Source organism: Chromobacterium sp. ASV23, assembly GCF_016428945.1.
Lineage (GTDB): Bacteria > Pseudomonadota > Gammaproteobacteria > Burkholderiales > Chromobacteriaceae > Chromobacterium > Chromobacterium sinusclupearum.
The window spans coordinates 124,192-145,001 of sequence record NZ_JAELTR010000004.1 but is presented as its reverse complement, the minus strand read 5'-3'; the positions used below and the strand labels follow the sequence as shown (position 1 = coordinate 145,001).

Genomic DNA, 20,810 nt, shown 5'->3' with positions numbered 1-20,810 from the left:
TACACCAGCGATCGGCTCTTAACGCCGGCGCGATCCGCTCAGCCGCCGCACCAAACTGCGCGCAGGCGGCGGCGCCTCGATCAGCCGCGGCAGAATCTCCTGCAACTGGTATCGCAACGCCTCCACCGTCAACGACAGCTCCGCCACCAGCCAGTGGCAATGCGTGGGCTGGCGCATGCGCGCCGGATTGTCCGCCTCTGGCAGCGGATCGGCCAGCAGCTGCGGCTGATTGAATCGCAAGGCATGCGCGGCGCGCAACAGCGTGCGGACAATCGCCCGTCGCGGCGAGCGATCCTCGGCCAGCGCCGGGGTGGTGGCGGCCACCTCGTCCATCCGGTCCAGCAGCGTCCAGATGCCGCGCTGACAGCGCTGCACTTGATCCAGCTGGCGATGCGTCAAGGCCGCCTCCTGCGTCACCGCGGCCAACAAGCCGCGCATGCGGATCAAGCGCGAGTTGAACTGATCCAGCGCCGCATCGCCCTCTACCGGCAAACGGCGCGCGATGCGGTTGTACAGCAAGGCCGCCTCACGCAGATTATCGGCCAGCAGGAAACGCCAGCTGTCTATCGCGCGCAGCGGCAGCGTGGCGGCGGCAGCCATGCCGATCAGCGAACCAATCAGCACATTGCAGCTGCGCCATAGCGCCTCGTTGATCGATTCGTCACCCAAACCGCCGACGATCACCAGCGTGATGCCGGTCAGCAGCGCCAGATAGCCGCCTTTGCCTTGGGCATGCCAACTGCTCAGGGCAATCACCAGCAACATCCAGCCATAACACAGCCAAGGCGAGACGCCATGCAGCAGGATGGCGATCAGGCCTGCCAGCGCGCCCAGCAGGGAGCCACCCATCCGCTCCAGCGCCTTGCGCCGCACCCCACCCCAATGCGGCACGCCGCCCAGCACGATCAATATCGTCACCAGCATCCAGCCGCCGTGCGGAATGCCGCTGAATACCACCAGCGCCAAACCCAGCAGGAAAGCCAGCAACACGCGCAGCACATGCACCTGGCGCGCGTAACGGTTCAGGTAGTACGGCACCACCAGCACCCGCCAAGGATGTTGCCATCGGTTCATCGCGCTACTCCGGATTGCGGCTGTCCAGCCAGATCGTCACCGGGCCATCATTGACCAGGCTGACTTGCATGTCCGCGCCGAACACGCCCGTCGGCACCGGTTTGCCGAGCGCGGCCGACAACTCCGCGACGAAGCGCTCGAACATCGGCTGTGAAATTTCGCCGCGCGCCGCGCGCGAATACGATGGGCGATTACCCTTTTTCACGCTGGCATACAAGGTGAACTGACTAACCGCCAAAGCCTCGCCGCCGCAATCCTGCAGGCTGCGGTTCATCACGCCCGCTTCGTCGTTGAACACGCGCAATTGGCTGATCTTGCGCACCAGCCACTCGATATCGGCGGCGCCATCGGCCTCCTCCACCCCCACCAGGAGCAGCAAACCGCCGCCGATCTCGCCCGTGGTTCTGCCGTCCACCGTCACCGCGGCGCGGCTCACTCTCTGCACCAATACCCGCATGCCAACTTTTCCATGATTGATTGATCGCTTCCATTCTATCCAAATCCGCCGCGGCGGACGCTACCCGCCCGGCTTCCGGTACAATAGCCGTCCCACTCGCCAAGGATGAGCTGCATGTTGATGGTGATTTCTCCGGCCAAAACGCTGGACTACCAAACGCCCCCCGCCGTGAACCGCTACAGCCAGCCGGATCTGCTCGACCACAGCGCCGAGCTGATCCGGGTGTTGCGGCAGAAAAGCCCGCTGGATATCGCCAAGCTGATGGACATCAGCGACACGCTGGCCACCTTGAATGTCGGCCGTTATGCCGACTGGCAGCCCTCATTCACACCGGCCAACGCCAAGCAGGCGGTCTACGCCTTCATGGGCGATGTCTACGAGGGGTTGGACGCCGCCTCGCTGAGCGAGCGCGCCATCGATTATCTGCAAGCCCATCTGCGCATCCTGTCCGGCCTATACGGCGTATTGCGTCCGCTGGACCTGATGCAGGCTTATCGGCTGGAAATGGGCACCCGGCTGGCCAACAGCCGCGGCAAGAATCTGTATGAGTTCTGGGGCGAAATCGTCACCGGCAAGCTCAACGAGCAGCTGGAAACCCTGGGCCAGCGCACCCTGGTCAACCTGGCCTCCGACGAGTACTTCAAGTCGGTCAAACCCAAGGCCTTGAACGCCGCCATCATCACGCCGGTGTTCCAGGACAAGAAAAATGGCCAGTACAAGATCATCAGCTTCTACGCCAAACGCGCGCGCGGGCTGATGGCGCGCTGGGCGGCGGAACGCGGCGTGACCAATCCGGAGCAGCTGCGCGGCTTCGACAGCGAGGGCTATGCCTTTGATGCCGCGGCCTCAGGCGAACTCACCTGGGTATTCCGCCGCGATCATGCCTGATTAGCCCAATCCAAACATCATCATTATGATCATGCTTTTATTCGAAAAGACAAAAGCATGATCGCCACCCGCCTTGCCAATCCGGCCGACACTGCGGCGCTGGCCGAGTTGTTCTACCGGATAGACCTGCACTATTTCGGCCCCAAGCGGGCCAATCGCGAAGCTGCGCTCCGCTATGTGGCGCGCAACCTGTTCCAACCTCACTGCGGGGTACAGGTCATGCTGGCGGAGCGAGATGGCCAAGCCATCGGCCTCGCCACTTTCTCCCTGCTTTATCCGGCGCCGGAATACAGCGGCCAGCTGTATATGAAAGACCTGTTCACGCTTGAGGAAGCCCGTGGCAGCGGCGCCGGCAAGGCGCTGCTGCGCGCGCTGGCCCAGACGGCCGTCCACCACGGCTGCCTGCGGCTGGATTGGACCGCAGAACGGGGCAACCAGGCCGCTGTGGACTTTTATCATCACATCGGCGCACGCATCGTCGAGGACAAAATTTACTACCGGATTGACGGCGCAGTGCTGCGCGCTTTCGCCGAAGCAAGCCTTTGATCCGCCACGCTACATTTGTTCACACTTCCGTGCGATGAAAATCGGTTACAGCATGCCTAACTTTGACTAAACGCATGCCAAACGAATTTCACCCTCCCTACAATCGATTGTTCCGATTGCAAGCGATAGGCGGGAGTCGTTGAATGAAAAAGAATTTCCCGGTCACGGGAATGGAGCGGCGTTTTGAAAGCGGGCTGATCGTCTCCAAAACCGACCTCAAAGGCATCGTCACCCACGTCAACGACGCCTTTGTCGAAATCTCCGGTTTCAGCCGGGAAGAGCTCTTGGGCAGCAGCCACAACATCGTCCGCCATCCTGACATGCCGCCCATCCTGTTTGAAGACCTCTGGCGCACCTTGCAGCGGCAATCGCCCTGGCGGGGCCTGGTCAAGAACCGCTGCAAAAACGGCGACCACTACTGGGTGGACGCGCTGGTGGTGCCGGTCAGGGAGGAAGGACAATTGACCGGCTATATGTCGGTCCGCTCGCCGGCCCGGCGCGAGGCCGTCGCCCAAGCGGAGCGCCTCTACCCCCAATTGCTGCAAGGCGCCAGCCTGCCGCGGCGCCAACGTCATGGCGTGGAAGAAAACATGATGCGCCGCCTCTTCGCCGCCGCCTTATTCCTCGCCTTGCTCAGCCAGGCCGCGCTCGCCGGCAATGCCGCCGCCTGGCTGGCGGGCGGCCTGGGCGCGCTGATGGTCGCGCTGTGGCAGGGTTTCGAGCTATGGCGCGGCCAGCGCCAGCGCCAACTGCTGCAGGCATGTGAAAACATCGCGGAAGGCCGCCTCGACCAGCCCTTGTCCATCAACGGGCGTGGCGAAAGCGGCAGGCTGGAAAGCGCGCTGGCCTGCATGCAAGTGCATTTGAAGGTGGTGATAGACGAACTGCAGATGACGGCCCGCGACTTGGAACAGGATGCGAAGCACCTGAATGGCACCTTGCATGGCGTGGTTGAGCGCGTGGCAGCCGGCGCAGGCAATGTGGACAGCATGTGCGCGGCCATCGAACAACTGTCCAGCTCCATCGAGCAAGTGGCCAGCCATGCCGGCGACACTGCCAAGCTGAGCCAGTCATCCAGCACCACGCTGAGCCACAGCGCTGGCCAAATGGCCTTGGCCAGCGAACTCAGCGCCGCCACCGTCGACACCGTCAACCGCGCGCAGGACTCGATCCAGTCGCTGACCGGATCGATAGGCAGCATCAACCAGGTAGCGCAGGCCATTCACGAGATCGCGGAGCAAACCAACCTGCTGGCATTGAATGCCGCCATCGAAGCCGCCCGCGCCGGCGAAACGGGCCGCGGCTTCGCCGTGGTGGCGGACGAGGTGCGCAAACTGGCGGAACGCACCAGCATCAGCACAGGAGAAATCAAGCAACTGGTGGCGAGGGTGCGCCAGGCATCCGACGCCAGCGTGGAAGCGATGCACAGGGTGTGCAATGAGACCCACGCTGGCAGCACGGCGCAGCAGGAAACCCATGCCCGGCTGGAAGACATTCTGGCAGCGGTCCATCGCGTCAGCGCCATGATGCAGGATATCGCCGCCACCAATAGCCAGCAGTCGGCTACCGCCAACCAGTTGACGGGACAGATGCAGGACATCGTCCAACAGCTGGAAGCCACGCATCGCCACATCGACAACGCGCATGGCACCGTGTCCGACTTCAATCGCCGGGCGCAGCGCCTCAGCCGCATGGCTGCGCATTTTCAGCTGGATGGCCAGGACGCGTGAAGCGCGGCAGAAATGCAAAAAACCGAAGCCTAAGCTTCGGTTTTTTGTTTTTGGTTGCGGGGGCAGGATTCGAACCTACGACCTTCGGGTTATGAGCCCGACGAGCTACCAGACTGCTCCACCCCGCGTCTGAAATCTGTTCTGCGCTGTGTTTCGTGCAGAGGAGTGAACTATAAGCCAATCCATCCGGCGCGTCAATACTTTCAACTAAAGAATTTTAAACGACCGCTCCACGGCCCATTCATACTCTTTAACAGATGCCAACCCCAAACACATAAGCCATCAACAAAAGCGCGCTACATTGACATCGTGGTCGGCAGCGTAGCGAAAGCGACTCTGCTCTGCCTCTTGGTTGAACTGCCATTTGACCGAGCGTGCGAAACGACCTTGTGCATTTTGACGGGTGTTGCAATCTGTTCGCGACTGCCAGCGTGGGCAGAACGGCGATGCCTGTTCTCCTAAGTGTTCATCACGGAACTTCGGGCCGCTTTATGCGGCCCTCTTTTTTTGTCTAGTCACTTAAGAGAAGGCAGCCAGTATACCCGTATTGGATAAGCAGTGCCAAGCCTGCCCGCTATGCCGCCCATGCCGCTTGGCGATCCCCCATGCGGCGGCGCAGCAACCACGTCACCGCCATCAGGCCGCCATACACGGCATAACTGATCCACGGCAACACCAGAATCGAACGCTCCACCGGCCAATGCCAGGCCAGCCAGCTGCGCAGCAGCATCTCCAATACCAGGCCGCATCCCCACAAAACCGTCATCGCGCGCATGCCGCGCCGGAACTGCGCCTGTTGCCACAACCGTTCGCAGTGCGCCCGGCCCTCCTCATGCTGACGTTCAATCGTAGCGCGCGCCAGGTAAAACACCAGCGGCCTGGGCAATAGCAGCGACAACAGAAAAGCCACGCCGAACAAGCCGGACAGCAGCGACTCCCGCAGCAGCAGCATTTTCTCGCTCCCGCCCAGCGCCATGGCCGCCAGAGACAATGCGATGCCCAGCAAGACCATCATGCTCAGCGCATCGACCCGACGATCGCGCCACAGCTCCCAGCCGCTCCACAACAAGGGCGGAACGGCGGACAGCAATAAGCCGCCCATTTCGCCCCAGTGCGGCTTGCCCCAGCGATAACACAACCAGGGCAGCAGGAAATTGACGATCAACTCCAGCAGCAATCGGCTTCGGCGCGCCATGGCAACCCCTTAGGCTAAAACCGTCAAATTGCCGTTTTTCCATGCCGGCGTCAACAAAAGCGAAGCCCCGCGAGAGCGGGGCTGGTTTTCCTTTTGCCCACGCGGGGCCGAACACGATATCAGGCTGCGGCCTGGATGAACCCATTGGCGGGATACATCGCGCTGGCCATGCCCAGCGCGGACCGGAACGTCACTTCGAACATCTTGCCGACCTGGCGGATGCTGACCACTTCGTAGTGGACAACGCCACCGCTGTCTTTGTATTCGAACACCTTGTAGCCGGGTTTCAGTTGCGAAATCTTCATTATGGTTTCCTTATTCTTTTTTTAAACAAAACAAGCGCATATTTAGGTTTTTTAGTCACTATCGGCTGAGGAAAGTTCCCGTACCGACAGCTTGCCGGCACAGACCGACAGTAGCAGGCCACGATGACAGCACCGTTAAGGCCCTGCCCTCCGCATCTTGATCCCGCATGCCTTGAATTGCCGCGCGCCTGGATTCAGGCGCAGTGGGAGGCAGACATGGACAGTCTCAAGCAGCGCGGGAGCGCTGCTTATCAGAAAGCAAAACCCCAGCTACCAATATGGTCGCTGGGGCCGCGTTAGCCAAGCTGGATTAACTTAACTGGTAATGCTACTTATTTACCATGATCTAGATCAAAAGCGCTAGCTGAGATTGGTCAGCCGACGCGCATGCCAGGCTTCACGCCGGCATCCACGTCCAGCAGGAACAGGCCTTCGCTGTCGTCCACGCCGGAAGCGCAGACGATCATGCCTTGCGACACGCCGAAGCGCATTTTGCGTTCTGCCAGATTGGCGACCACGATCACGTGGCGGCCCACCAGCTTTTCCGGCTCCTGATACGCCTTGCGGATGCCGGAGAAGATGTTGCGCTTTTCAAAGCCCAGGTCGACGGTGAACTGCAGCAGCTTGTCCGAGCCTTCGACGAAATTGCATTCCAACACCTTGCCGACGCGCAGGTCCAGCTTGGCGAAGTCGTCGATCTTGATGGTTTCGGCCAGCGGTTCGTGGGCGGCTGCTGCCGGGGTATCTTGGGTAGCTTGCATATTCTGTTTGTTCGCTTCTATCAGTTTGTCGATCAGCGCCGGGTCGATGCGCTGCATCAGGTGCTGGTAGGCTTGGATCTTCTTGCCCAGCAGCAGGGTTTGCGCGTCGCTCCAGGATAGCGGCGCCACGTCGAGGAAGGCTTCCACGCCTTCGGCCAGCTTGGGCAGCACCGGCTTCAGGTAGATGGTCAGCAGGCGGAAGGCGTTGATCAGCACGGTGCAGACTTCCTGCAGGCGCGCGTCCTGGCCTTCCTGCTTGGCCAGCTCCCACGGCTTGTTGGCGTCCACGTAGCCGTTGACCACATCGGCCAGCGCCATCACGTCGCGCAGCGCCTTGGCGTATTCGCGCGCCTCGAAGGCGGCGGCCAGCTCGTCGGCGGCGGCTTGCAGCTTGGCCAGGATGTCCATGTCCGCCACGCTGGCGGCCAGCTGGCCATCAAAGCGCTTGGCGATGAAACCGGCGGAGCGGCTGGCGATATTGACGAACTTGCCCACCAGGTCGGAGTTCACCCGCGCCACGAAGTCGTTCAGGTTGAGGTCGATGTCCTCGATGCGGCCGTTCAGCTTGGCGGCGATGTAGTAGCGCATCCATTCCGGGTTCAGGCCACAGTCCAGATAGCTCTTGGCCTGGATGAAGGTGCCGCGCGACTTGGACATCTTCTGGCCGTCCACGGTCAGGAAGCCGTGGGCGAACACGCCGGTCGGCGCGCGCAGGCCGGAGTAGTTCAGCATCGCCGGCCAGAACAGCGCGTGGAAGTACAGGATGTCCTTGCCGATGAAGTGATACATCTCGGTCTGGCTGTCCTTGGCGAACCACTCGTCGAAGTTCAGGTTCAGACGCTCGCACAGATTCTTGAAGCTGGCCATGTAGCCGATGGGCGCGTCCAGCCAGACGTAGAAATACTTGCCCGGCGCGCCCGGAATCTCGAAGCCGAAGTACGGCGCGTCGCGGCTGATGTCCCAATCCTGCAGGCCGCCGCCTATCCACTCGTTCATCTTGTTCAGCGATTCCGGCTGCAGATGCGGCTGCTCCACGCCGTCGCTGCGCTTGCTGCTGCCGCTGGTCCACTGCTTGAGGAAGTCGGCGCACTCGCCCAGACGGAAGAAGTAGTGCTCGGAAGTCTTCAGCACCGGCTTGGCGCCGGACACTGCCGAGTACGGATTCTTCAGCTCGGTCGGCGCATAGGTGGCACCGCACACTTCACAGTTGTCGCCGTATTGATCCTTGGCGGAACATTTCGGGCACTCGCCCTTGACGAAACGGTCCGGCAGGAACATCTGCTTTTCCGGATCGAACAGCTGTTCGATGGTGCGGCAGGCGATCTTGTCGTCGGCCTTCAGCGCCAGGTAGACCTGCTCCGCCAGCGCCTTGTTTTCCGGGCTGTTGGTGCTGTAGTAGTTGTCGTGGCCGATCAGGAAGCCCTGCGAATCGGCAAGGTGCAGCTCGCGCACCTCGTTCACCAGCTGCTCGGGAGTGATGCCGCGCTTCTCGGCGGCCAGCATGATGGGCGCGCCGTGGGTGTCGTCGGCGCACACATAGTAGCATTCGTGTCCGCGCATCTTCTGGAAGCGCACCCAGATGTCGGTCTGAATCTGCTCCAGCATGTGGCCCAGGTGCAGCCCCGCGTTGGCGTAAGGCAGCGCGCTGGTCACCAGAATCTTGCGTTTGGTCATTCGGATCATTCCCTGATTGGCAATTTCAAGCGATCGATTATAGAGACAGAACGGGCGGGCGGCCAACGCCGACTACGCCCTATCAAAAGCACAAGCCCGGAACGCTGGGCGGCCGGGCTTGTGAACATGGCGATGATAAAGATCAGGCGCCTTGGCTGGCCAGCACGCCCTGCGGCTCGGCCGGCGCGGCGCGCTCGGCCATGGCGATGCCGACCATCTTGCGGCCCAGCATCACATAAAGCAGCGAGAAGCACAGCGCCAGCACGGTATAGCCGCCCAAGCCTGTCGCCTGGTAAACCTGGCGGAACAGCTCGATGCCCACCGCGTAGCCGGCCATCGACAGCATGCTCATGCTGGCGGAAATCGTGCCGCGGCCGGCCGCGTCGCACGACATCAGCGCAAAGCGGTACAGCACGCCGAAGGCCATGCCCTCGCCGAAGGCCATCAGGCTCATGCCGGCCACCATCCAGTATTGCGGCACGGACGAGAACGCCACGCCGGCAGCCATCAGCGCCAGACCGCCAACGATGGGCCACATGCCCACCAGCGCGGAGCGGCCCAGCGGCCAGCGGTCGGCGATCACGGCCAAAGCCAGGTTGCCGGCGATCAGGCCGCCGAACACCGGGATCTGCATCAGGCCGTACTCCACCGTGCTCATGCCCAGATCGCGCACCAGCAGCACCGGCGACAGCGCGATCCAGCCCATCAGCGGCAGCGCCAACAACGGAATGCACAGCGCGGAAAGCACAAAGCGGCGATGGCCGAACACTTTCATATAGTCGCGGCCCATGCGGGACAGCGGCAGCTTTTCATGGCTGGGCTGAACGGTTTCCGGCATGCGGAAAAATAGGCCAAGCAAAGCCAGCAGCGACAACGCCGCGATGAACAGGAAGCCGCTGCGCCACGGCGCCAGCTCGATCAGGGCCGCGCCGGCCAGCGGGCCGACCAGCGGCGCGATCAGCGCCACATTGGCCATCAGCGCCGTCACACGCACGGCGGCGGTTTCCTCGAACGACTCCTGCAGCGAGGCATAGCCGACGGCATTGATGAAGCACAGGCCTATGCCCTGCAGCAGGCGCAGCGCGATGAAGGCTTCGATGGAGCTGACCAGATAAGTGGCCAGGCACATCACGGTGAAGTAAGCCACGCCGAACAGCAGCACCGGACGGCGGCCGATGCGGTCGGATAGCGGGCCGGTCAGCCAGGCCAGCAGCGCGCCGCCGGCCAGAAAGGCGGTCATCGAGGCCGGCGCCCAGGAAGCGTCCACCAGAAATTCGCGGGTGACGGAGAGCATGGCCGGCTGCACCATATCGTTGCAGATGTAGACGGCGAATTCGAACAGGACCAGGGCCAGCGGGAACAGCAGGTTGGACCAGGTGAGTTTGGCGTGTTTGGACTGCATAAAGCGGGAAATGCCTTTCTTTGACAAAGAACAGGGCCCGCGGCCTGACGGGGCCGAGCCTTGGGGGCGCTAGCACCGCGCCGGGAAAACCGGCCATTTTACGCCAGCAGCCGGTTTATATCAAAAAAAACTGATAGACATCAGCCGCTTCCGAGCGGCATCCTTCCGTTTCGCCCTCTGACAAACGAGGCGCTCAGGCGCGATACCCCGCGCACGACGCCGCAATCCGGCGTAAAATACGCGCAAACATCCATCGCGTACCCAGCATGTTCTCCAAACTCACCCGGCTATTCGGCGGCCAAGCCGACGCGGCCAAGCAGAACGAAATTATGGCACAGCTCGAAACTCAGATCCTGGATACCCTGAAGCCGCTGCTCGACGCCAACACCGGCAAGAGCTATATCGCGGCCAAGAATGTCAAAAACCTGCAATGCGGCGACGCCGAAATCAGCCTGGACGTGGTGCTGGGCTATCCGGCCAAGAGCCAGTTCGACCTGATCCGCCAGCAGTTTGAACAGGCTCTGGCACCGCTGGCGGCGGGCCGCGCCGTCACAGTCAAGGTCTCCAGCCAGATTGTCAGCCACTCCGCCCAGCGCGGCGTGCCGCTGTTGCCGGGCGTGAAAAACGTGATCGCCGTCGCCTCCGGCAAGGGCGGCGTCGGCAAATCCACCACCGCGGCCAACCTGGCTTTGGCGCTGTCCGCCGAGGGCGCGCGCGTCGGCCTGCTGGACGCCGACATCTACGGCCCGTCGCAGCCCTTGATGATGGGCCTGCAAGGCCAAAAGCCGGAAGCGGTGGACGGCAAGCTGATCCCGCTGTCCAATCACGGCGTGCAGACCATGTCCATCGGCTATCTGGTTGACCCGGACCAAGCCATGGTATGGCGCGGCCCGATGGTCAGCCAGGCGCTGCAGCAGCTGCTCAACGACACCCGCTGGGACGATCTGGACTATCTGGTCATCGACATGCCGCCGGGCACCGGCGACATCCAGCTGACGCTGTCGCAAAAAGTGCCGGTCACCGGCGCGCTGATCGTCACCACGCCGCAGGACATCGCCCTGCTGGACGCGCGCAAGGGCGTCACCATGTTCCAGAAGGTGGGCGTGCCGATTCTGGGCCTGGTGGAAAACATGGCCATCCACATCTGCTCCCACTGCGGCCACGCCGAGCACATCTTCGGCGAAGGCGGCGCGGCCAAGATGGCGCAGGACTTCGGCGTGGAGCTGCTGGGTTCCTTGCCGCTGGACCTGGCCATCCGCCTGGCGGTGGACGAAGGCAAGCCCAGCGTGGCGGCCGACCCTGCCGGCAAGCCGGCCGAGCTGTATCGCGCCATCGCCCGCCGCGTGGCGGTCAAGGTGGGCGAAAAGGCCCAGGACTTTTCCGGCAAGTTCCCCAAGATCGTCATCCAAAACAACTGAGCGGCAACATGATTGCGATGTACGACTCCGGCCTGGGCGGGCTGTCGGTATGGCGCGCGGTGCGCGCCGCCCTGCCCGGCTGGCCGATCACCTATCTGGCAGATCAGGCCTATTGCCCGTACGGCCCGCGCAGCCGCGAGGAAATCATAGACCGCGCGCTGACCGTGGGCCGCTACCTGATCAGCCAGGGCGCCACCATCCTGGTGGTGGCCTGCAATACCGCCACCACCGCCGCCATCACCGCGATGCGCGAGGAATTCACGCTGCCCATCGTCGGCATCGAACCGGCGATCAAACCGGCGGCGGCGATGAGCCGCACCGGCCGCATCGCCGTGCTGGCCACCGAATACACGCTGGCCAGCGACCGCGTCAAAACGCTGCTGGACGCGCATGCCGGCGACGTGGACGTGCTGCGCCGCGCCGGCCACGGCTGGGTGGAGCAAGTCGAAGCCGGCGAGCTGTCCGGCGAACGCACCCGCGCGCTGGTTCGCCGCGTGGTGGAGCCGCTGATGGGCGAAAACATCGACCACATCGCCTTGGGCTGCACCCACTATCCTTTCCTGGAGCCGCTGATCCGCGAAGTCACCGGCGATGCGATCAGGCTGTACGATCCAGCCGAGGCCATTGCCCGCCGCGTCGGCGAATTGATCCGCCAGCACGGCTTCGACAGCCAGGCCGATGGCTACTGCCGCTTCATCACCACGGCGGAAGACGCCGGCGAAATGGCCTTGCGCCTGCCGCAACTGATAGGCCAGCCCTTCCCGGTGGAATCCGTGCCGCTGGCCTGACTGGGCTCTGCCCAAGCTACAGGCAGCAGGCTAGAATCATGCCGTTTCCCTTCGCCACCGGACAAAATCGTGAAAACCACATCTCTACTGCTCTTGCTGGCGGCCTTCAGCCTGCCGGCGCTGGCCCAGCCGTCCTGTACCGACGTCGCCGCCCAGGCCAATCGCCAAAGCGGCAACAAGCTCGACACGGCGGAGCTCAGCGACGCTCTGCTCAGCCTGAACCGCGACGGCCGCCTGCCGGACAAGTTCGTCACCAAGCGCCAGGCGCAGGACGCCGGCTGGAAGCCTGGCCGCAGCCTGTGGAGCGTGCCGGCGCTGAAGGGCAAGTCCATCGGCGGCGACCGCTTCGGCAATTACGAAAAACGGCTGCCGGCCGGCAAGTGGCAGGAAGCCGACCTGAACTATAAAGGAGGCAAGCGCGGCGCCTACCGGCTGGTATTCAGCAAGCAAGGCCTGCGCTATGTCAGCGTCGATCACTACAACAACTTCATCGAGGTGGCGCCATGCCGCTAACCGTGTGCGAACTGCATCACATCCGCAGCCTGGATCAATTGTTCGACGAACTCAGCCGGCAGCTGAAGCTGCCTGGCCATTTCGGCCGCAATCTGGACGCCCTGTATGACAGCCTGGCCAACGACGTGGCTGGTCCGTTCGAGCTGGTTTGGCGCGATACGGCCGAGGCGCAAAAGGCTTTAGGCGCCGACACCTACGCCACCATTCTGGAAATCCTGGAAACCGTGGCGGAAGAGCGTGGGGACATTACGCTGGACATCCACCACTGAGCGTCGGCGATGTTGTCGACACACTACACGGGCAGCTCGCGCTGCCCTTTTTATTGCGCAAAAGACGCCAAAAACCCAAAAATCATTTTTCGGAAAGCCATAAAAATCCGAAAGCATGAAAAAACGCAAAGCACATTCGAATGTGAAAAGCAATTACTGAAATCCTGCCAAGACAAGTTTCGACTAACGCACTATAATCGCTTCCCTTCGGCCGGCCCCGCCTGTCTGACAAAACAGGCGCCAATCCCGCAATCGCGGGCTAAAAACAATAATGCCTCCGGCCGAATATGGCGCAGCAAGCCTACCCTCCGGCGCGCATTCGTAACTACCCCGCCACACGAATGTCATGTTACGAAAACGCTACGCTCGTTTTGAATCGTCTCAAAAGGCAGGAACAACTCAATGAAGTCAAAAAAACTCACGGCCTTGATCCTGGTCGGGATGCTGCTGGGCATCCTGGTGGGCTATCTCTTCCGTCAACACGCTGGTGACGACGCCGCCGCGATCAAATCCTTCGTCGACGGCATGTCCATCCTCACCGATATCTTCCTGCGGCTGATCAAGATGATCATCGCCCCGCTGGTAATCTCCACCCTGGTGGTCGGCATCGCCAAAATGGGCGACGCCAAATCGGTGGGCCGCATCGGCGGCAAAACCATGGGCTGGTTCATCGGCGCCTCGCTGGTCTCGCTGACCCTGGGCCTGATCATGGTCAACATCCTGAAGCCGGGCGTGGCGCTGAATCTGCCGCTGCCTGACCTGCACGCCGACTCCGGCATCAAGGCCGGCGCCCTTTCGCTGAAGGACTTCGTCACCCACGCCATTCCCAAGAGCGTGTTCGAGGCGATGGCCAACAACGAAATCCTGCAAATCGTGATCTTCTCGGTCTTCTTCGGCAGCGCGATGGCCGCGCTGGGCGATCGCGCCAAGGCGCTGATCGACGTCATCGACGTCGTCGCCCACGTCATGCTGAAGGTCACCAGCTATGTGATGAACTTCGCCCCGCTGGCGGTGTTCGGCGCCATTGCCGCCACCGTGGCCAAGGAAGGCCTGTCCATCCTCGGCACCTACGGCAAGTTCATGGCCCAGTTCTACATGTCCATCGGCATCCTGTGGGCGCTGTTGATCGCCGTCGGCGTGCTGATCGTCGGCCCGCGCCTCTTGCACCTGATGGGCATGATCAAGGAGCCGCTGCTGCTGTCGTTCACCACCGCCAGCTCCGAAGCCGCCTACCCGAAGACCCTGGAACAGCTGGAACGCTTCGGCGTATCCAACAAGATCGCCAGCTTCGTGCTGCCGATGGGCTACTCGTTCAACCTGGACGGCTCCATGATGTACTGCACCTTCGCGGTCATCTTCATCGCACAGGCTTACGGCATCGACCTGACGCTGGCGCAGGAAATCTCCATGCTGCTGATCCTGATGCTGACGTCCAAGGGCATGGCCGGCGTGCCGCGCGCCTCGCTGGTGGTGATCGCCGCCACGCTGGCACAGTTCAACATCCCGGAAGCCGGCCTCCTGTTGTTGTTGGGCATCGACCACTTCCTAGACATGGGCCGCTCCGCCACCAACGTGGTGGGCAACTCCATCGCCACCGCCGTGGTCGCCAAGTGGGAAGGCGAGTTGAAGCGCCACTAAGCGCGCTTTGCGCTTAGCGACGCCGCTGCCAAGGCAGCCATGCCGTTCACTTCCTGGAGTGAACGGCATTTTTTATGGCTGAAAGATGGATTGCGCCGGCGCTTGCCGGCATAGGCAGAAGCCTAACGCACCACCTGGAAGGGCAGTTGATAAGCATCCTTGCCGTGGCGGACTTCCACCAGCCAGGCGCGGCTGCCGCTGACGCACATCGGCAGCGTCACCGTCGCCTTCCAGTCGGCGCCATCGCGGACGAAGGTATAACGGTTGAATCCCATGTCCATGTCCGGCATGGTGAAGTCCGCCGTCGGCGGCGCGGCCGCCGCCGTGCCCTGCAGCCTAACCACAAACGGCTTGCCATGTTCGGGCGCGCTGTCGAAACGCAAACCGCCGCCGCCCGGCAAGGCGCAGCTGCCGCGCGAGGGATCGCAAGTTAAACGCTGCGCCGCCTGCGCCGCCGGCTTGTGGTTCAAATACCAGAAAATCAGGCTGGCCTTGATGGCGCCGAACGCAATCAGCGCCACACCCAGGATCAGCAGCTTGCGCTGCCTGGCCGTCATCGCCACGCCCCCCGCATCAAGGCCACGCCATGCGCGCCCTGTTTTCGCGCCGCATCCAGATCGCCCAGCGACAGGCCGCCCAAGGCATACACCGGCACCGGCACTTCGCCGGCCAGACAGGCGGCGAAGCCATCCCAACCCAGCGGCGTCTCGCCCGGATGGCTGGCGGTGGCGGCCACATGGCCCAGCAGAGCGTAGTCGAGGCCCAGCTCGCCGGCCTTGGCCAGATCGTCGCGATTATGCAGCGACGCCCCCACCCAGCTGAAATCCGGCCTTGCGCGCAGGCCATGCAAGCGCGCGCCGTTCAGATGCACGCCGTCCACCGGCCAATCCGCGCACCAAGCCGGATCGGCATTGACCACCAGCCGGCCGTCATAACCATGGACAATAGCGGCGGCGCGGGCGACGAAGTCAGCCAGCTCATCGCGGCTCATCTGCGGCTCGCGCACCTGCACCAAGCCCCAGCGCTTTTCCGCCAGCGCGGCCAGTTGCGCCTCCACGCCCATCTCATGCGCGCAGGTGATGGCGTAAGCGTCCGGCAGCTCCAGCGATTTCAGGATAGGCCCATTGGCAGGCAGCATCGGCGCCACCGTCAGTTGTCCCGGCGTCTGCCAGGCGAAGGCCTGGCCCTCGTGCGGTTGCGGCTCGCCCATCCAGCGCCAAATGCGGAAGAAACGCAGATAGACCGAGGCGTGTTCGTAATGGTGGATCTTGGTCAGCCATGGCGTGGCGGACGTCACATCGATGCCCATTTCCTCGGCGAATTCCCGCCGCAACGCCTGGAAATGCCCCTCGCCCGGTTCCACCTTGCCGCCGGGAAACTCCCAGTAGCCGGCGTAGGGTTTGCCTTCCGGGCGGCTGCCCAGCATGAAACTGCCGTCCGGCCGCATCAGCGCGCCGGCCACCACGTCGATTATCTTATTGCTCATGCGATTTTTGCCCTGATTGCGCAGGCCGCCACCTTAGCAGCTTGAAGAACTGGCGGCCAGCATAAGGGTCAAGACCTCTGCGGCTGCGGTGACGTGACGCAGGGCGGATAACGCACCGGTCCCATCATGGGCACAAAGTGCTGCAGATACTCGCAAATCGGCTGCAAGCCCAGAGCCTTGCGCCGTTCGTCCAGATGCTCAGGGTCTTCGACCGGCATTTGCAGGGAAACGCCGCCGTCGACTTGTATCGCCTGGCTGCCATAGCGCTGCGGCTTGCCCTGCTGTAATTGCACTCTGTCCTCGTACATGGCCAGGCGCTTGGCAGGCAGATCGCCACGCGCAACCGACTGTTGCAGATAAGGCAAGTATTTCAGCCGATATTCAATGGACTCCTGATCCGCATGCTGCAACACAAGCCAGACCACCTCTAGCACCGGTTTCTCCACATTCGGCGTTTGGGGCCATCCGCAACGGGCCACCAACTCATCCAGCCAGCGCCGATTGGCGGCATCGTCGCGATTTTGCCGCTCCCAGATGGCCGCCGCGCGCGCAGCATCCAGGGGATGCCCCCCGGCCATCGCCTCGGTTGTCTGTCGTTCCAGCTCATTCCGCCCGGCTTGGTCGCGCGCCATAACCTGGTGGAAGTCTTCATTGATACGCGGCCAATCGCATCCACCCCAGGCCGCCAGCGGGCTGCATACAGCCGCAACCAGCAAAAGTCCTTTCATCATTTTCATGCTCTCTCTCCAAAACACGAATAATGACATTTAATTATTTTTCAGACTATTTCTTTCCCGCGCGCTTCGCCAGCCCCTCACTGCCCGCCCAATGGCAAGCGAACTGCCAGGCCACGCGGCCGGAGCGGCTGCCTCGCGTCAGGCTCCACTGCAAGGCCGCGCGTTCGGCCTTGTTGCCGTATTTCAGGCCAAAATGCCCCAGCCACGACTTGACCGCCGCCAGATACGCATCCTGGTCAAACGGATAAAAAGACAGCCACAGGCCGAAGCGGTCGGACAACGAGACTTTCTCCTCTATCACCTCGCCGGGATGGATCTCGCCATCCTTGAGCCAGCCCTCGCGGTTTTCGCTCATCGCCTCCGGCAGCAGATGGCGGCGATTGGAAGTGGCGTAAACCAGCAGATTGTCGCAACGCCGCGCCAGGCCGCCGTCCAGCGCGCTCTTCAAGGCCTTGTAGCCGGCATCGCCGTGCTCGAAGGACAGGTCGTCGCAATACAGGATGAAGCGTTCCGGCCGCCCAGCCAGCAGCTCCACCAGCTGCGGCAGATCGGCCAGATGCTCGCGGTCGATTTCGATCAGCCGCAAGCCCTGCTTGCCGAACAGCGGCAACAAGCACTTCACCAGCGACGACTTGCCGGTGCCGCGCGCGCCGGTCAACAACGCATTATTGGCCGGCAAACCGGCGACGAACTGGCGAGTATTGGCCAGCAGCTGCTCGCGCTGCGCGTCGACGTTGGCCAACTGGTCCACCGCCACCGTATGCGGCTCATGCACCGCCTCCAGCCAGCCGGCCAGCCCCTGGCGGTGCCAGCGGAAGGCCCAGGCGCTCCAGTCCGGCTCGCGCCGCGGCGGCGGCAGCATCGGCTCTAGCCTGGCCAGCACCGCCTCGGCGCGGCGCAAGAAATCCTGAAAAGCATCCATTTCGACATCCCCGTAGGGCGGGCAGGCCTTTGGGCCTTGCCCGCGTCGTCCATGATTGCGGCGGCACGACGCCATAGCCACTCGCCTGGCCATCAAAGCAAAAGCGCGGGCAAGGCCTGCAGCCTGCCCGCCCTACGCATCGCGTGGGCAAATCACGACTTGCCCATCCTGCGCCTCACCAACCCCGCAGGGCGGGCAGGCCTTTGGGCCTTGCCCGCGTCGTCCATGATGGCGGCGGCGCGACGCCATAGCCACTCGCCTGGCCATCAAAGCAAAAGCGCGGGCAAGGCCTATGGCCTGCCCGCCCTACGCTTTACAAACAGCCAGAAAAGTCAATCGCGCAGCGAGATCACCGGCCAGCCATGCTCCTCGGCATAGGCGCGCAGCTTGTCGTCGGCGTCCACCGCCACCGGGTGGTCCACCAGCTTCATCAGCGGCAGGTCATTGTGCGAGTCGCTGTAGAAGAAGCTTTCGCCATAGCTGTCCCAGCCCTCACCGCGCTCGGCCAGCCACTGCTCGATGCGGGTGATCTTGCCTTCCTTGAAGCTCAGCACGCCGGTCGGGCGGCCGGTGAAGTTGCCTGCCGCGTCTTCTTCCAGCTCGATGGCGATCAGGTGCTCCACGCCCAACTCGCGCGCGATCGGGCCGGTGATGAAGCGGTTGGTGGCGGTGATGATCACGATCTGGTCGCCCTCGGCGCGGTGGGCGGCCAGGCGCTCGCGGGCCTTGTTCGGGATCAGCGGTTTGATGTGGTTTTCCAGATAGTCGGCGTGCAGCTCGTCCAGCTGCGGCCGCGAAAAGCGGGTCAGCGGCGCCAGGATGAACGCAAGATACTCGTTCATGTCCAGCGTGCCGTTCTGGTATTGGCGATAGAAGTAGCTGTTGCGCTCGTCGTACTCGGCGGCGTCCAGAATGCCGCGCTTGATCAGGAAGCGCGGCCATTCGAAGTCGGAGTCTCCGGCGATCAGGGTATGGTCGAGGTCGAACAGGGCAAGCCTGCGTTTGGCGGTGGAAGTGGTCATGATTCCGGGGTAGCGGTTTGCAAAACGTTTTTCACCAGCGGCACGGTGATCGGGCGCCGCAGCGCCAGCGAGTAGCGGTCCAGCATGTCTATCATCGCGATCAGGCTGGTCAAGTCGCGCCGCCAATGGGTAAGCAGATAACGGTAGACGTCGTCCGGAATCGACAGCTGCCGGTTGGCGGCGTGGCTGCGCAGGGCCGCCAGCTTGTCGTCGTCGGACAAGGCCTTCACTTCCAGCACCAGGCCCCAGCCGAGGCGGGTGCGCAGATCGTCGCGCACCGACAGCGCCAGCGGCGGCTTGCGCCCGGCCATCAGCAGGCGGCCCTCGCCGCCCTCCTTTAAGGAGTTGTAGAAGGAGAACAGCATGATCTGGTCGTCCGGCGCTAGATCCTCCACATGGTCCACGGCGATGAAGCTGGCCTCTCGCGCGAAATCCGGCAGATGGTCGCCCTTGCCATCCAGGTAGATGGCGGCGCGGCCCAGCCGCTCGGCGTGGGCAATCCAGGCCTGCAACAGATGCGTTTTGCCGCAACCGGGCTCGCCCCATAGATAGATGAAGCGTTCGCCTTCGGTGGCGGTCAGGGCGGTGATCGCCTCGCGGTTGCGCTCGGCCAGGAAATTGTCGAAGGCCGGCAGCGGCGTAGGCGTGAGATCGAGTACGAGCTGGTCCAAGTTTACGGTGCGGCGTTGCGTGCTGACATCAATAAGTACGATTTTACGACGATACGGCCCATCGGTGGAACCGCCATTTTATCCGGCAAAATTCATGACAAATTCAAATCGGGCGAATCCGTCCACATTACTGTCTGTTTGCCAGCCTTTTTGCCAATTTTCAGTTAAAATACAGTGCTTTCGCACCGGCGAAAGCTTGATGTAAAAATATTTCAAGTTTGCAGAAAGCGAGATTATCTTGAATACCACGTCCCTCAGTTACCGTGATGCCGGCGTTGACATCGACGCAGGCGACGCGCTGGTCGAAAACATCAAGCCTTTTGCCAAGCGCACCATGCGCCCGGAGGTACTCGGCGGCATCGGCGGTTTCGGCGCACTGGTGGAAATCTCCAAGAAGTATAAAGAGCCGGTGCTGGTTTCCGGCACCGACGGCGTCGGCACCAAGCTCAAGCTGGCTTTCGACTGGAACCGCCATGACACCGTGGGCATCGACCTGGTGGCGATGAGCGTCAACGACATCCTGGTGCAGGGCGCCGAACCGCTGTTCTTCCTGGACTATTTCGCCTGCGGCAAGCTGGACGTGGCGCAGGCCACCGAGGTGATCAAAGGCATCGCCGCCGGTTGCGAACAAGCCGGCTGCGCGCTGACCGGCGGCGAAACCGCCGAAATGCCGGGCATGTACCCGGCCGGCGAATACGACCTGGCCGGCTTCGCCGTCGGCGTGGTGGAAAAGAGCAAGGTGATTTCCGGCCGCGACATCGCGCCCGGCGACGTCGTGCTGGGCCTGGCCTCCAACGGCGCGCACTCCAACGGCTACAGCCTGGTGCGCAAGATCATCGACCGCGCGCAGCCGGATCTCGACGCGCCGTTCGAAGACGGCAAGACGCTGCGCGACGCCGTGATCGCCCCGACCCGCATCTACGTCAAGCCGCTGCTCAAGCTGATGGAAGCGCTGCCGGTCAAGGGCATGGCCCACATCACCGGCGGCGGCATCACCGAGAACACCCCGCGCGTGCTGCCGGAAAACACTGTGGCGCAGATCGACGCCGCCAACTGGCCGCTGCCCAAGCTGTTCCAGTGGCTGCAGCGCGAAGGCAATGTGGACATCCAGGAAATGTACCGCACCTTCAACTGCGGCATCGGCATGGTGGTGGTGGTGGCGCAGCAGCACGCCGAACAGGCCGCCGCGCTGCTGCGCGAGGCCGGCGAAACCGTGTACCGCATCGGCCAGGTGCGCACCCGCGTCGGCGACGAGCACCAGACCCAGATCGCCTAAGGCTTAGCCACAAGCAGCCTTTTGCGCGCCGCTGGCCC

Annotated in this window: 21 protein-coding genes and 1 tRNA gene; 9 read left to right on the top strand and 13 right to left on the bottom strand. The window is 62.8% G+C overall.

Annotation, left to right across the window (positions count from 1 at the left end):
• Nucleotides 1-18 precede the first annotated feature (18 nt).
• Nucleotides 19-1,074 (bottom strand): FUSC family protein, encoded by a 1,056-nt coding sequence (locus tag JHD59_RS03625; RefSeq protein WP_103320814.1) that lies wholly within the window; start codon nucleotides 1,072-1,074, stop codon nucleotides 19-21.
• 4 nt (nucleotides 1,075-1,078) lie between these two features.
• Nucleotides 1,079-1,531: a D-aminoacyl-tRNA deacylase gene (dtd, locus tag JHD59_RS03620; protein ID WP_199153180.1), complete on the bottom strand. Its 453-nt coding sequence runs from the start codon at nucleotides 1,529-1,531 to the stop codon at nucleotides 1,079-1,081.
• 114 nt (nucleotides 1,532-1,645) lie between these two features.
• Between dtd and yaaA the strand changes: the two genes are divergently transcribed.
• The 3 genes from yaaA to JHD59_RS03605 all read left to right on the top strand — a co-directional run bounded on the left by yaaA (nucleotide 1,646) and on the right by JHD59_RS03605 (nucleotide 4,695).
• Nucleotides 1,646-2,419, top strand: coding sequence for a peroxide stress protein YaaA (gene yaaA / locus JHD59_RS03615; protein ID WP_199153179.1), 774 nt, complete (start codon nucleotides 1,646-1,648; stop codon nucleotides 2,417-2,419).
• Nucleotides 2,420-2,476: 57 nt separating this feature from the next.
• Nucleotides 2,477-2,965 (top strand): GNAT family N-acetyltransferase, encoded by a 489-nt coding sequence (locus tag JHD59_RS03610; protein WP_199153178.1) that lies wholly within the window; start codon nucleotides 2,477-2,479, stop codon nucleotides 2,963-2,965.
• 143 nt (nucleotides 2,966-3,108) lie between these two features.
• Nucleotides 3,109-4,695, top strand: coding sequence for a PAS domain-containing methyl-accepting chemotaxis protein (locus JHD59_RS03605; RefSeq protein ID WP_199153177.1), 1,587 nt, complete (start codon nucleotides 3,109-3,111; stop codon nucleotides 4,693-4,695).
• Nucleotides 4,696-4,746: 51 nt separating this feature from the next.
• Here the strand turns inward: JHD59_RS03605 and JHD59_RS03600 are convergent.
• From JHD59_RS03600 to JHD59_RS03580, 5 genes are all read right to left on the bottom strand, one after another.
• Nucleotides 4,747-4,823 (bottom strand) — tRNA-Met (locus JHD59_RS03600).
• A 446-nt stretch (nucleotides 4,824-5,269) separates the two neighbouring features.
• Complete coding sequence (locus JHD59_RS03595; protein WP_199153176.1) at nucleotides 5,270-5,890, bottom strand: VC0807 family protein; 621 nt, start codon at nucleotides 5,888-5,890, stop codon at nucleotides 5,270-5,272.
• A 119-nt stretch (nucleotides 5,891-6,009) separates the two neighbouring features.
• Nucleotides 6,010-6,195 carry a hypothetical protein gene (locus JHD59_RS03590; protein ID WP_043624213.1) on the bottom strand — a complete coding sequence of 62 codons (186 nt, stop codon included), beginning with the start codon at nucleotides 6,193-6,195 and terminating at the stop codon, nucleotides 6,010-6,012.
• A 374-nt stretch (nucleotides 6,196-6,569) separates the two neighbouring features.
• Entirely contained in the window at nucleotides 6,570-8,630 is a 2,061-nt protein-coding gene (gene metG / locus JHD59_RS03585; RefSeq protein ID WP_103320820.1) for a methionine--tRNA ligase, read from the bottom strand.
• Nucleotides 8,631-8,772: 142 nt separating this feature from the next.
• Nucleotides 8,773-10,032, bottom strand: a complete 1,260-nt coding sequence (locus tag JHD59_RS03580; protein WP_199153175.1) for an MFS transporter — start codon at nucleotides 10,030-10,032, stop codon at nucleotides 8,773-8,775.
• A gap of 266 nt (nucleotides 10,033-10,298) precedes the next feature.
• Here JHD59_RS03580 and apbC point away from each other — a divergent pair, with 266 nt between their 5' ends.
• The 5 genes from apbC (at nucleotide 10,299) to JHD59_RS03555 (ending at nucleotide 14,658) form a co-directional block, all read left to right on the top strand.
• On the top strand, nucleotides 10,299-11,450 hold the full coding sequence (apbC, locus tag JHD59_RS03575) for an iron-sulfur cluster carrier protein ApbC (protein ID WP_199153174.1): 1,152 nt from the start codon (nucleotides 10,299-10,301) through the stop codon (nucleotides 11,448-11,450).
• Nucleotides 11,451-11,458: 8 nt separating this feature from the next.
• Complete coding sequence (gene murI, locus JHD59_RS03570; RefSeq protein ID WP_103320823.1) at nucleotides 11,459-12,238, top strand: glutamate racemase; 780 nt, start codon at nucleotides 11,459-11,461, stop codon at nucleotides 12,236-12,238.
• Nucleotides 12,239-12,307: 69 nt separating this feature from the next.
• A complete protein-coding gene (locus JHD59_RS03565; RefSeq protein ID WP_199153173.1) occupies nucleotides 12,308-12,751 on the top strand; it encodes a ribonuclease domain-containing protein in 444 nt (147 codons plus the stop codon).
• Nucleotides 12,742-13,020, top strand: coding sequence for a barstar family protein (locus JHD59_RS03560; RefSeq protein ID WP_233163873.1), 279 nt, complete (start codon nucleotides 12,742-12,744; stop codon nucleotides 13,018-13,020). Before JHD59_RS03565 ends, JHD59_RS03560 begins: the two co-directional genes overlap by 10 nt.
• Nucleotides 13,021-13,422: 402 nt before the next feature.
• The gene (locus JHD59_RS03555) at nucleotides 13,423-14,658 is read left to right on the top strand and encodes a dicarboxylate/amino acid:cation symporter (RefSeq protein WP_199153172.1); all 1,236 of its coding nucleotides are present in this window, start codon (nucleotides 13,423-13,425) and stop codon (nucleotides 14,656-14,658) included.
• 122 nt (nucleotides 14,659-14,780) lie between these two features.
• Here JHD59_RS03555 and JHD59_RS03550 read toward each other — a convergent pair whose 3' ends face one another.
• From JHD59_RS03550 to hda, 6 genes are all read right to left on the bottom strand, one after another.
• Nucleotides 14,781-15,215: a hypothetical protein gene (locus JHD59_RS03550; protein WP_199153171.1), complete on the bottom strand. Its 435-nt coding sequence runs from the start codon at nucleotides 15,213-15,215 to the stop codon at nucleotides 14,781-14,783.
• Complete coding sequence (locus tag JHD59_RS03545) at nucleotides 15,212-16,144, bottom strand: Nudix family hydrolase (protein ID WP_199153170.1); 933 nt, start codon at nucleotides 16,142-16,144, stop codon at nucleotides 15,212-15,214. The genes JHD59_RS03550 and JHD59_RS03545 overlap by 4 nt, the downstream gene beginning before the upstream one ends.
• A gap of 68 nt (nucleotides 16,145-16,212) precedes the next feature.
• Nucleotides 16,213-16,911 carry a DUF6624 domain-containing protein gene (locus JHD59_RS03540; RefSeq protein ID WP_199153169.1) on the bottom strand — a complete coding sequence of 233 codons (699 nt, stop codon included), beginning with the start codon at nucleotides 16,909-16,911 and terminating at the stop codon, nucleotides 16,213-16,215.
• A 16-nt stretch (nucleotides 16,912-16,927) separates the two neighbouring features.
• On the bottom strand, nucleotides 16,928-17,803 hold the full coding sequence (locus tag JHD59_RS03535; RefSeq protein ID WP_199153168.1) for an ATP-binding protein: 876 nt from the start codon (nucleotides 17,801-17,803) through the stop codon (nucleotides 16,928-16,930).
• Between the two features lie 332 nt (nucleotides 17,804-18,135).
• Complete coding sequence (locus JHD59_RS03530; RefSeq protein WP_199153167.1) at nucleotides 18,136-18,825, bottom strand: HAD family phosphatase; 690 nt, start codon at nucleotides 18,823-18,825, stop codon at nucleotides 18,136-18,138.
• Entirely contained in the window at nucleotides 18,822-19,496 is a 675-nt protein-coding gene (hda, locus tag JHD59_RS03525) for a DnaA regulatory inactivator Hda (RefSeq protein WP_199153166.1), read from the bottom strand. The genes JHD59_RS03530 and hda overlap by 4 nt, the downstream gene beginning before the upstream one ends.
• A 238-nt stretch (nucleotides 19,497-19,734) precedes the next feature.
• Here hda and purM point away from each other — a divergent pair, with 238 nt between their 5' ends.
• On the top strand, nucleotides 19,735-20,772 hold the full coding sequence (gene purM / locus JHD59_RS03520; RefSeq protein ID WP_199153165.1) for a phosphoribosylformylglycinamidine cyclo-ligase: 1,038 nt from the start codon (nucleotides 19,735-19,737) through the stop codon (nucleotides 20,770-20,772).
• The last annotated feature ends 38 nt before the right edge of the window (nucleotides 20,773-20,810 follow it).